The organism is Limnothrix sp. CMB-01 (assembly GCF_055193175.1).
Window position 1 is genome coordinate 3,460,066 of record NZ_CM143720.1, and the last position, 12,073, is coordinate 3,472,138.

Annotated in this window: 6 protein-coding genes; 2 read left to right on the forward strand and 4 right to left on the reverse strand. The window is 51.3% G+C overall.

Features of this window, described 5'->3' with window-relative positions:
- The first annotated feature begins 56 nt into the window (after window positions 1–56).
- Window positions 57–5,504 carry a trifunctional serine/threonine-protein kinase/ATP-binding protein/sensor histidine kinase gene (locus ACZA91_RS14330; protein ID WP_463182934.1) on the forward strand — a complete coding sequence of 1,816 codons (5,448 nt, stop codon included), beginning with the start codon at window positions 57–59 and terminating at the stop codon, window positions 5,502–5,504.
- A 79-nt stretch (window positions 5,505–5,583) separates the two neighbouring features.
- On the opposite strand, the gene ACZA91_RS14335 is transcribed toward ACZA91_RS14330, so the two are convergent.
- From ACZA91_RS14335 to ACZA91_RS14350, 4 genes are all read right to left on the reverse strand, one after another.
- Entirely contained in the window at window positions 5,584–6,537 is a 954-nt protein-coding gene (locus ACZA91_RS14335; RefSeq protein ID WP_099533555.1) for a phytoene synthase, read from the reverse strand.
- A 49-nt stretch (window positions 6,538–6,586) separates the two neighbouring features.
- Complete coding sequence (gene pds, locus ACZA91_RS14340; protein ID WP_463182936.1) at window positions 6,587–7,999, reverse strand: 15-cis-phytoene desaturase; 1,413 nt, start codon at window positions 7,997–7,999, stop codon at window positions 6,587–6,589.
- 342 nt (window positions 8,000–8,341) lie between these two features.
- Complete coding sequence (plsY, locus tag ACZA91_RS14345; protein ID WP_393014184.1) at window positions 8,342–9,016, reverse strand: glycerol-3-phosphate 1-O-acyltransferase PlsY; 675 nt, start codon at window positions 9,014–9,016, stop codon at window positions 8,342–8,344.
- An 89-nt stretch (window positions 9,017–9,105) separates the two neighbouring features.
- Window positions 9,106–11,196, reverse strand: a complete 2,091-nt coding sequence (locus tag ACZA91_RS14350) for a tetratricopeptide repeat protein (protein WP_463182938.1) — start codon at window positions 11,194–11,196, stop codon at window positions 9,106–9,108.
- 137 nt (window positions 11,197–11,333) lie between these two features.
- Here ACZA91_RS14350 and ACZA91_RS14355 point away from each other — a divergent pair, with 137 nt between their 5' ends.
- The gene (locus ACZA91_RS14355; protein ID WP_463182940.1) at window positions 11,334–11,591 is read left to right on the forward strand and encodes a hypothetical protein; all 258 of its coding nucleotides are present in this window, start codon (window positions 11,334–11,336) and stop codon (window positions 11,589–11,591) included.
- Window positions 11,592–12,073 lie beyond the last annotated feature (482 nt).

Consider the following 12,073-nt stretch of genomic DNA (forward strand, 5'->3'; position numbering starts at 1 on the left):
TGTATCACCAGAAGAGATCTAATACTGAAAAGTGGATTTTACTTTTAACCATATTCATGTCACCTCTCACTGGCTCTTCATCCCGGCCATTGCCTGTAATTGCTGGCTATACGATCATTGAGCAACTCTATTCGGGATCAAGAACGGCCGTCTATCGAGGGATACAGGATGGTGATCAACGATCGGTAGTGTTAAAAATCCTGCTGTCGGACTATCCCACCTTTGGCGAACTGGTGCAATTTCGGAATCAATACGCGATCGCCAAAAATCTCAGTTTACCTGGCATTATTCATCCCCTGACTCTTCAGTCCTTGGGGAATAGCTATGTACTCGTGATGGAAGATTGGGGAGGATTATCTCTCAATCAATATCTACAGCAACACAGGCTTAATTGGGTCGAAGTGCTCAAGATTGCATTACAATTGACCACTATTCTGCACGATCTGCATCAGCAGCGCGTTATTCATAAAGATATTAAACCCGCCAATATTCTGATTAGTCCCGAATCAAAAGAAATTAAATTAATTGATTTTAGTATTGCTTCTTTATTACCTAAAGAAACTCAAGAAATTCAAAATCCAAATATTTTAGAGGGAACTTTAGCCTACCTGGCTCCCGAACAAACCGGGCGTATGAATCGTGGCATTGACTATCGAGCTGATTACTACTCCCTAGGAGTCACTCTCTATCAATTATTGACCATAGCCAATACGCTGCCCTTCATTTGCAATGATCCCTTGGAGTTGTTGCATTGCCATATTGCTAAAACAGCACAGCCAGTGGATCAGGTAAATCCGTCAGTGCCCAAGATCGTAGGGACGATCGTGGCCAAGCTGATGGCTAAAAATGCTGAGGATCGATATCAAAGTGCCTTGGGCTTGCAACATGATTTGCAGCAATGCTTAAGCCAATGGGAAGCAACAGGCAAAATTACTGAGTTTGAGTTGGGACAACGGGATCTGAGCGATCGATTCTTAATCCCTGAAAAGCTCTATGGTCGTGAGAGTGAAGTACAAATTTTGCTCAAGTCTTTTGAGCGAGTCTCCCAAGGTACATCAGAACTGATGCTAGTGGCAGGATTTTCGGGGATTGGTAAAACGGCTGTTGTGAATGAAGTCCATAAGCCAATCACGCAGCAAAAAGGCTATTTCATTAAAGGAAAGTTTGACCAATTTAATCGCAATATTCCTCTATCAGCATTTGTGCAAGCTTTGCGGGATCTGATGGGGCAACTGCTCTCAGAGTCTGACAGTCAACTAGCCGAATGGAAAGCCAAAATCCTCAAAGCTGTTGGTGAAAACGGCCAGGTCTTGATTGAGGTAATTCCGGAGCTAGAGCAGGTCATTGGTCAGCAGCCCGCAGCTCCGGAGCTTTCGGGAACCGCAGCGCAGAATCGATTTAACTTACTGTTTCAGAAGTTTATTCAAGTTTTCACGACTGCCGATCATCCCCTCGTAATCTTCCTGGATGATTTGCAGTGGTCTGATTCTGCTTCGCTGCAACTGCTGAAAGTGCTCATGGAAAGCAGTGGCTATCTGCTGATGTTGGGTGCTTATCGAGATAACGAAGTTTCACCAGTTCATCCCCTGATGTTGATGATCGGGGAACTGAAAAAAGCGAGCTTGACCGTTAATACAATCACCTTGTTGCCGCTGAGCCTAGAGCATACCAATTGCTTGGTGGCGGATACATTGAAATGCAGCCAAGAGCTATCACAGCCACTGACTCAATTGGTCGATCGCAAAACCCAAGGGAATCCTTTCTTTACGACCCAATTTCTGAAAGCGCTTCACGAAGATGGGTACATCTTCTTTGACCGTGATCAAGGCTATTGGCAATGTGATATTGCTCAAGTCAATGCTCTGGCGCTGACGGATGATGTGGTGGAATTTATGGCGTTGCAGTTGCAGAAACTGCCGACAGCGACGCAAGAGGTCTTGAAATTAGCGGCTTGTATTGGCGCACAGTTTGATTTATCAACCCTGGCGATCGTGGCAGAGCAATCCCAAACAGAAGCAGCCACCATCTTGTGGAGAGCCTTGCAGGAAGGGCTGATCATACCAATTACTCAGGTTTACAAGTTTTTTCAATCTGAGGAACTTGAGCAATGCGAGTCTCAAAATCATGTCAATCCGACTTATCGATTCCTGCACGATCGGGTACAGCAAGCGGCCTATTCTCTGATTGCAGCAGAGCAAAAACAAGCAACTCATCTCAAAATTGGACAATTACTTTTATCCAAAAGATCACCGGACGAGATAGAAGAAAGAATCTTTGAGTTAGTTGGTCAACTCAATCATGGACAGGCATTAATCAGGGAACAAAGCAAACGGGACGAACTCGCCCGTCTCAATCTGATTGCAGCCCATAAAGCAAGGATAACGACTGCCTATCAAGGAGGACGTGAGTACGTTCACACGGGCTTATCTTTGCTGGGAGAAGCAGCCTGGGAAAGGCAGTATGAGATCACCCTTGTTTTCTACGAATTGGCCGCAGAGTTAGCATCCTTGTGCGGATATTACGAGGCGATGGAAGCTGCTATTGATACAGTAATTGAGAAAGCACACTCTGTAATAGAAAGAGTTAACGTCTACCGAATTCGTATTGTTTCTCTAATTTCTCAAAATAAATTACTTGAATCAATTGATGTAGCTCGAAACGTTTTAGGGCTGCTTGATCTATTTCTCCCCGAAACGATGACGGAGGATGATTTTTTGTCGATCACTGCTGAAGTTAATCAGCTTATAGGTGATCGCGACATTGAGGATTTAGTTGATTTACCCAAAATGACTGATCGCCGAATCATGGCGATTGTTGAGATCATTACTCGTCTCTTTTCATCGGCCTATATCTCAGGTTCTTCGTTATATATTGGATTGGTAACAATAGCCGTAAAATTATCTATTGAATATGGTAATACACCCGCTTCCATCGCTGCCTATTCTTGCTACAGCATTATTGCTGCCAATTTTCTTAAGGATGTAAATGCTGGAGTAAAGTTCATTCAATTAGCTATTCAACTCACCTCAACGCCTGAGGCAAAGGTGATTAAGCCAGAAGCGTTTCATGTGGCTGTGCTATTTACATCGCATCGAAAATTTCATGTTCGAGACACCCTACCTCTAGCTCAAGAAGGGTACACAACAGGATTAGATGTTGGAAATATAGAATATGGGGGATATAACATCCATGCTTTCTGTGCTAATTCTTTCTGGTGCGGCTCCCCTCTAGATATCTTGGAGCTAGAAATTCAAGCCTATCACCAGGCACTAGTCCAAATGAATCAGTTGACTCCGGCAAATTGGTGTCGTGTCTATTGGCAAGGTACTTTGAACCTGCGAGGAAACTCAGAGTCTGCCCACATTTTTTCAGGAGAAGTCATTGAAGAGGCAGAGTTTCTTCCTCAACTCATCTCAGTCAATGATCTACTGTGCTTATACGCATTTTATGTGTTTAAGCTGATGTTATGTTGCCTATTTGACGAGCTGGAAATGGCTCGGATGTGCGCTGTTGAGGTAAGACGCTATTTTAACGGCGGGGTAGGAACAGTAGGAGAAGCCGAATTTTATTTATACGATTCTTTGGCAGCATTGGCGGCACTGGAACGGGGATTAGGCGAGCGATCACAACTCTTACAACAGGTGGAAGAAAATCAAACAAAGTTACAACAACAATGGGCAAGCTATGCTCCCATGAATTATCAACATAAATTCGATTTGGTTGCTGCTGAACACCATCGAGTTTTAGGGAATTTCTATGAAGCAGGGGACTGGTACGATCGCGCGATTTCTGGCGCTAAAGAAAGCGGCTATATCCAGGAAGAGGCCCTCGCGAACGAGTTGGCTGCAAAATTCTATCTGAAATGGGGAAAAGAAACGGTCGCTGCAGGGTACATGCAGAATGCTTACTATGCCTATGCTCATTGGGGAGCCAAGGCCAAAGTTGTTGCTTTAGAAAAGCACTATCCTCAATTGCTGCGACCTATTCTACAAGCTGCCAAGCAACCCATATCTGTTGCAGAAACCCTGACAACATTGTCTGCGGTACATCACTCTTCTACGACGCTAGATCGTTCGACTCATTCCACCTCTAAAAATAGCTCTTCTAGCAATATCAATAGAATCCTGGATTTGTCTGCTCTGCTGCAAGTTTCGCAGATCATAGCCAGCACGATCGCCCTAGATAAGCTTCTAGAAACTCTGACTCAGATCATGCTTGAAAACTCTGGGGCAGACCGATGTGCCTTGATGCTTGGTGAGGATGATCAATGGCAAGTGCGGGTAACGGCAAACCTAGAGGAAGTTGTGCTGCAAGCTGCCCCCCTGGAGGATGCTTCCAGCATTCCCAGCAACTTAATTCAGTATGTCAAGAACACGGCAACAACGGTGGTAATTGATGATCTCAAGACTGATTTGCCAGTAATTGGTGATTATCTGAATCAGCGTCAACCCAAGAGTATTTTGTGTTTGCCGATGCTCAACCAGAGTAACTTACGAGCTATTTTGTATCTAGAAAATTGTTCCACTAGCGGCGTATTTACAAGCGATCGCATTGCAGTGCTCAACTTTCTTTGCATCCAGGCTGCTATTTCTTTAGAAAATGCCAGCCTTTACCAAAAAGCTCAACTTTATGCTCAACAAGCTCAGCGCTATGCTCAGCAATTAGAGCAATCCCAATTACAAATGGTGCAGAGCGAGAAGATGGCATCGCTAGGAAACTTAGTGGCTGGGGTGGCGCATGAAATCAATAACCCGATCGGCTTTCTGAATGGCAGCATCGATAATGGCAAAGAGCATGTGCAAGACTTGCTTGAACACCTAGCCCTATATCAGCAGCATTATCCTAGTCCCACTCCTCCGATTCAAGATCACGCTGAAGATATTGATTTGGAATATGTTTGCGAAGATTTGCCCCAACTCCTGAATTCAATGCAAGGGGCAACCGATCGCATCAAAAGCATTAGCACCAGCCTGCGCACCTTCTCCCGTGCGGATACGGAATATAAAGTCAGCGCTAACCTGCATGAAGGGATTGATAGCACGCTGCTGATTCTGAAATATCGGCTCAAGGCGAATGCTAATCGACCGGCGATCGAGGTGATTACCAACTATGGTGAAATACCACCGATCGATTGCTTCCCGGGCCAGCTCAACCAGGTATTTATGAACATCCTGGCTAATGCGATCGATATGTTTGATGAGCTGGCCCAGGGTCGATTGTTCAAAGAATTAGAGGCACATCCTCAACAGATCACCATCAGCACGACTCTGGTTGATGATCAGGTACAAATTACGATCCGGGACAATGGCAAGGGGATGAATGCAGAGGTGCAGTCAAGAATCTTTGACCATTTATTCACCACAAAATCCGTAGGTAAAGGCACAGGGTTGGGTCTCGCGATCGCCCAACAAATCGTAGTCGATAAACACGGTGGCAGTCTGACCGTTGAGTCGGAGCCAGGACAAGGCGCTGAATTCCGAATTCGACTGCCGATCGAGGGCTGAGCAGTTTGAATTGAGCCAGCCGCTGACGAGCATCGATCGACTGGCCCAACGATTTTGTGCGGCGGGTTAACAGCTTGGCCTAGAGAACCTGCGATCGCATCAGGGCCACGGGCAGACAGCGCACTTTCCCCGTGGTGGGGACATAGGCGCGTTTGTTGAACACGTCGTAACCGTTGCGCTCGATCGAGTGCAAAATTCGGCTGTAGAGCATCAAGGCAGCCCAAACGGGCCAGCGAGCATCGGGGTGAAGCAGGCGAATGCCCTTGGCGGCGCTGTCGAAAATGGTGCGGGCCCGCTGAATTTGGAACTGCATCAGGGCACGCCAGCGATCGTCAACCACACCATTCATCAAGTCCTGCTCGGTGTAGCGGAATCGCTCCAAATCTTCTAGGGGCAGATAAATTCGGCCCCGGTGACGGTCTTCGCCCACGTCTCGCAAGATGTTGGTGAGCTGGTTGGCAATGCCGAGGGCGATCGCCCGTTCCGTGGGGTCATCCGGGTTGCGATCGGGGCTGGTTTGCATTTGCAAAAACCCATCCCAAGGGGCGCGGGCCGGCTCGCTAGCCACCCCCAAAACCGGTGTGGTCATCAGGCCCACCGTGCCCGCCACGCGATAGCAATATAGCTCTAGCTCTTCGTAGGTCTCGTAGCGACTGCGATAGAGATCCATGCGCTGCCCGGCGATCATGTCGCGGAAGGGCTGAATATCTAGGTTGTAGCGCCCGATCGTGTCAACCAGGGCCACATCAGAGTCATCCAGGGCATGGCCACCAAAAAGCTGTTCGAGTCGCCGTTCCCAATCGTCCAGGGTTTCCGGCGTGGTCAGTTTGGCCATGGGCCCATCGACCAGTTCATCAGTGCGCCGACACCAAACATAAATTGCCCAGATGGCCCGCCGCTTAGCCAACGGCATCAGCGCACTGCCCCAATAGAACGTTTTGGAGTACTTGGCTGTGACCTGGCGACACAACTCATAGGATTCTTCCAGGGTCGCCAGGGTGTTAGTGCGTGGCGGGTCAGGCAAGTGCAGCATGAAGACCGGCGGGGCTGGGAAAGGTCGATGGGTCAGTCAAAGGAGTGGCTTAGGCGGAAGCGGCCAGGGCCAAATCGCGATCGCGCTCAAGGCGCGCGGCATTGCGGACAATCGCTTGCGCTGTCAGCTTACCAGAAAGCACAGCCCCTTCCATGCTGCCTAGAAACTCTTGCATGGTGTAGCTACCGGACAGGAAAAAATTCCCGATCGAGGTTTCCTGTTGGGGGCGCAGGGCCTGGCATCCCGGCCGGGCCGTGTAGACCGATCGGGGCGTTTTTTTCACCTTGGCTTTGCGAACTTTTGCCTGGTGGGGAATGTGATCGGGGAATAGCTTGGCCAGCTCGTCCATGGTGGCAGCAATGATGTCTTCATCGGAACGGCCGATCCAATCCTTGGCCGGAGCCAACACCAATTCCAGCATCGATCGATCCGGGTCTTCGTATTCCCGAGTGGTGCGGCTCATATCCGCATAAACACTGAGGATATCCGATCGGGAGAACAACAACTGGTCGATCGTCGGCAACTTGCAATCAAACCAAATTTGAACATTGATTACCGGCACACCTTCGAGGCCTTGCAGCTTCTCGAACTCCGGCACGGCTTTCCAATCGTCCGGCATCATGATCTTTAAGGCATCCACCGACATGGCGGACACAAAAGCATCGGCCACAATCTCCTCATCGGGTGCGCCGTTTTGACCGCGCACAATGAAAGACTTCACCGATCGATCGCCATTCAAGACAATTTCCTTCAGCGGCGCTTGGGTGCGCACTTCCCCGCCCCGAGCCGTCACGTAGTCCACGATCGGCTGGCACAACCGCTCCGGCGGGGCCCCATCCAAAAAGGCCACCTTTGACCCGTAGCGCTCTTGCAAAAACCGGTTCAGCGCCGTCAGGGGAACCGTAGCCGACACATCCTCAGGATTAATAAACGTCAGGGCCTTGGAGGCGGCGATGAAAATGTCGGTGTTCACCTGCTCATCCACTCCCTGGAGCCGCAGCCATTCCAAGAGGCTGTATTTATCCATGGATTCCACATACTGCTGACCCCGCACGATCGCTGGCAACAGCCCGATCGCGAATCGAATTTTTTGCTCCCAGGTCAGCATGTCGTTATTCCGCAGAATCGACATGATCACATTAAACGGGGCGGGAATGTCCGGCACATCAAACCAAGACAGGGTTCCCGGCTTTTCCGGTTGGTTAAACACCAGGGCGTGGCGCTTCCATTGCAGGCGATCGAGAATGTCCAGCTCGCCCATCAGTTGCTTCATGTTGTGATAAGCACCGAAAAAGGCGTGCAGCCCCGTTTCCAGCCAATCACCATCCTCATCTTTCCAAGCGGCCACCAAACCACCCAACACGGCCTCGCGTTCCAACACGATCGGCTGGTGTCCCGCATCGACCAAATATTTGGCACAGGCCAGGCCCGCTAGGCCGCCACCGGCGATTGCAACTCGCATGGATTTCAACAGTCCTACTCGCTAGGGGTAAACAACGGAAGCCACAGGGCTGATGGGGGTGGAAACCGCCCGATCGCGCTTGAAATGCGATGGGTGTTGGATTCCCTTGAATAATTCTTAAGAATTAATTTTTCAGAGCTATTATACGTTGCAATTCGTTACATTTGGGGGCAAATCAGAAGATGGTCATCCCCAGGCCACTTCCCGATCGAGCCAGGCCAGAGGCCCAAGCCCCCAATCCATCAAGGTTAAGCGGCGTTTCGTCAAGCTTTTAAGACTTAACCGATCTTTGACCGGCCTGCTTTCGACCCGGCACACCACCACAGAAGTAGGGCCAAAATCCTAAGAACCGCTGGCGCTGTCGGAAACAGGCTCGGGAATTTGCACCTTTTGGCCAAACTTGGGTTCTGTTCCCTTCAACAGACGGCTGATGTTGGTCTTGTGTCGCGCAATCACAAACACCGTAATTGCCAAGCCAAATAAACAGTAGGGCAAGGGATTTTGCAAAGACAGCATCAACACGCTGACCATGATTGCCCCGACGATCGACCCGAGGGACACATATCGCCAAATGGCCAGCACCACACAGAAGGCCGCGAACCCGCCCAAGCCCACTTGCCAAGACAGGGCTAACAACGTGCCCAGGCTGGTGGCCACGGATTTGCCGCCCTGGAAATTCAGCCACAGGGATTTGCTGTGGCCAATCACGGCGGTGAGACCGGCGACCACTTCTAACCAGGGCTTGATTGCCAGCCAGGTGGGATCGACGATGAGGTCGCCAGTCCAAAGGGCGCGCACCAGGCCAATGGCGATCGCCCCTTTCAGGATGTCGAAGATAAAGACGGTGATCCCGGCTGGTTTGCCCACGGTGCGCATCACGTTGGTGGCCCCGGTGGAGCCGGAACCATATTGGCGGATGTCGATGCCTTTGAGCCAGCGCCCGGCTAGGTATCCAGCGGGGATGGAGCCGAGCAGGTAGGCCAAAACGAGTAATCCTAGTGCGATCGCAACAGCCATAGTTTCCAGTCCGCCAACGCCAAGCTGAATTCAACGCCACTTTATCAGCATCCCGGCCGCTAGGCTTCGGCAACTGAGGGCGGTTGCGCTTAGGGATTGCGGCGGCGGGGTGGGGGATGGGCTGGCCCTGACCGGGGGGCGGGTTGGCGGGCGGCTTCCAGTTGGGTGGCTTTGTCGCTGAGGCGGCGGGCTTCGTCGTGGTTGCCGAGGTTGCGCTCCATTGCGGCCCAAGTGCGCCAAGACTTGGCGTTATGGGGTTCGAGTTTGAGAGTTTGGTTAAACAATTCCCTGGCTTTGTCGTAGTTGCCTGCGTTGCGTTCCATGATTGCCCAACCTCCCCAGGCCGGCGCGTTGTTCCGATCCACCTCGGTGGCTTGTTGGAACAGCCGTCGGGCTTCGGCATAGTTTTTTAAGCCGCTTTCCATCACCGCCCAGGCTTGCCAGGAAACAGCGTGGTTCCGATCCACCTCGGTGGCTTGTTGGAACAGCCGTCGGGCTTCGGCATAGTTTTTTAAGCCGCTTTCCATCACCGCCCAGGCTTGCCAGGATACTGCGTTGTTTGGATCGGCTTCGGTGGCTTTGCGAAAAAGTTTGTGGGCTTGGTCATAGTTTTTGCGGTCACTTTCCATCACCGCCCAAATGTTGTAGACAAAGCGGCGAATCGGAAAACAATTGACCGCTTGCTGAAACACATCCCGCAGCGACTCCACCTGCAAGCCCAGAGCCTTGGTTTGCACCCGCAAGTTGTGCATCAGGCGCGGCGTGAGGAAATAGTCCGGCGCTTGCTTCAGTTCCGCGTCAATAAACTGACTGAGACGGCGATATTTGGCCCGATCGCCCTGAAAAATCACCGTCGCAATCACCGGGTGGCGCGTTTGGATCAAGCGCCCATAGCCCTCCGAAATTAACCAGCCATCGGTTTTGGCCAGAATGTCGGTCTCCAGCTCACCCACATCCAAAATCGTTTCCAACAAACGCGCCGGAAACCCCAAATCGAACGTGTGCAACGCCGCCACCAACTGACAAGCCCGCACCACTCTTTCGCCAAATCGATCTGCCAAGTCGTTGAGGGTTTTTTGGACATAGCTAGTCAGGCTTTCGTTGTATTTCGCCTCCAGCAACATCACCAACAACTGGCGATCGGCCCCCTGCCGAAACTTGGCCGCCCGGGCCGCGGGTGACAAATTCGCTAATTTGCCCAACTCCCCCGCTCGCTCATAGGCCTCCAAAAAGCGATCGATTTCCGCGTCACTCACCCGATCGATCTCAAAGCGCTGAATCTTGGCGATCGACTGGGGAAGCTGCCGACCCCCGAGCCACAGCTCTCGCCGCACCCCCAACACCAACAACAACCCCGCCCCAACCTGGTGGAGCGATCGCACCTGCTGCTCCAACCCTTCCAAGTCCAGCGCATGGGCATCGTCAATGATCACCACCACCCGCCGATCGGTCTTCAGGGTGGCCAGCGCCGTCAAATCCAACGCCACCTGATTGCGCTGATTCGGTTCGTGCCACAACACCCGATCGCCCCGATCGTTCAACTCCGCCGCCAACCGCATCAACAGAGTGCTTTTGCCATCGCCCGATCGGCCCAACACCAGCGCGATCGGCAACGCCCCACCCAGCGCCGCCCGCGATTCCACAAAGTCTTGGAGATCTTTGAGGCGATCGCGCTCCACGTCATAGCCCGCCGCAATGTCCGCCCACTGGGGCAACGTGCCGTTATAAAACGCTTGACTGGTGTGGTTGGCTAACATCGCCTGTGCTTGCTCCAGGAGCGATCGCACCGTCGGATAACCAGGAATCTCTGCTGGAGGCGGGAGCGTTGTTGAAGAACTGGGGATTTCCGCTGGAGGTGGAGCAACCGGCCGAGTCCGTTCCGAAAACTCCATTCGCAAAATTACGAGAACTGCTTGTCGTTTGCCTCTGCCAACAATTTGCTTAAGGTTGGGATAGAAGTCGGCTAAGCGCCTATACACATTGGTCATGTGATTCTTAAACGTGTTTTCGCCAATGTCCAGAGAGATAGAAGCCTGGACACGCGAATCGCTGCGCTTCTGTTCGGCAAACTGAACGAGAAATGCTGCCTTTTGCTCAGGTGTGAGACCGTAGTAATCAGCCTGCTCGCTTAAAAATTGGCTCCAAGTTATGGCGGGGGTGGAAGAGCGTGGCGATTCCATGTTGGGCGATCAATAGCTGTTCCTGGTCGGTAGACCAAGAGGGGACTAAACCAGACTAAGACGGGACTTGTGGGGGACTTGGGCGCTGATTACCAATTTGAGAATGGTTGCGTAGTCAATGATTCAAGGTTTTCACCATGAATTCGCAACCCCAAACTAACACCATTCAAACGACCCAAGAAACGATCGCCCAACCCACCCAACTCGACCCGATCTTGTCCCTCCCGATCGCCCAAAATGCCCCAAGCTGGCTGATCGCCCTGCTGACGGTTTGCGTCATCGTGGGCCGGCTCGAAAAGAGCCTGCGGTGGTCGTTGTTGCTGCTGCGCCAGGCCCGTCAGTGGCGCAACCCCAAACAGAGCCAACGCCGCCAAAATCAGCCACCCACAACCTAGACCGCGATCGCTGATCTTCCCAACCCAAAGTCGTGGCATGTCCGCAGGGGCGTACCGATGTGCGCCCTCCAACCGGATCGATCGCTCTCTCAGTCCGGCTGCATCATTGATCACACCAGCGCCCGGCAGACAGGTCAAAAAAATTGCCAACCCTGACTTAAACCCCCGATCGCCCTGATCCTCGTCCTTGGCTGGGCAGCGACAGCCCAAAGCCACCACAAGTCATCCTCAAAATTCAGACGATCGAACGCCAGCCAACCTAAAAATGGCGGATCACTTTCGATCGTCAACGGGAGTTGATCGCGGATCGCTTCCAGTAACAGGCAAAGTTAGTCTTTATTAAAGGCCTTTCAGTCCAAAATTCTGACCCCAAGCATCATTTTCTCTTCAGGAACGTCAATGTAAAATAAAACACAATTATCAAAAATGATTTAAAACAAAGAAAAAATATTGACTCTTGAGATTTCTGAGAATTTTATGAA

Excerpts from the sequence above, each read along its gene's own strand:
- ACZA91_RS14330 (WP_463182934.1), top strand. The coding sequence starts at position 57 with ATGTCACCTCTCACTGGCTCTTCATCCCGGCCATTGCCTGTAATTGCT.
- ACZA91_RS14335 (WP_099533555.1), bottom strand. The coding sequence starts at position 6,537 with ATGCTGCACTTGCCTGACCCGCCACGCACTAACACCCTGGCGACCCTG.
- pds (WP_463182936.1), bottom strand. The coding sequence starts at position 7,999 with ATGCGAGTTGCAATCGCCGGTGGCGGCCTAGCGGGCCTGGCCTGTGCC.
- plsY (WP_393014184.1), bottom strand. The coding sequence starts at position 9,016 with ATGGCTGTTGCGATCGCACTAGGATTACTCGTTTTGGCCTACCTGCTC.
- ACZA91_RS14350 (WP_463182938.1), bottom strand. The coding sequence starts at position 11,196 with ATGGAATCGCCACGCTCTTCCACCCCCGCCATAACTTGGAGCCAATTT.
- ACZA91_RS14355 (WP_463182940.1), top strand. The coding sequence starts at position 11,334 with ATGAATTCGCAACCCCAAACTAACACCATTCAAACGACCCAAGAAACG.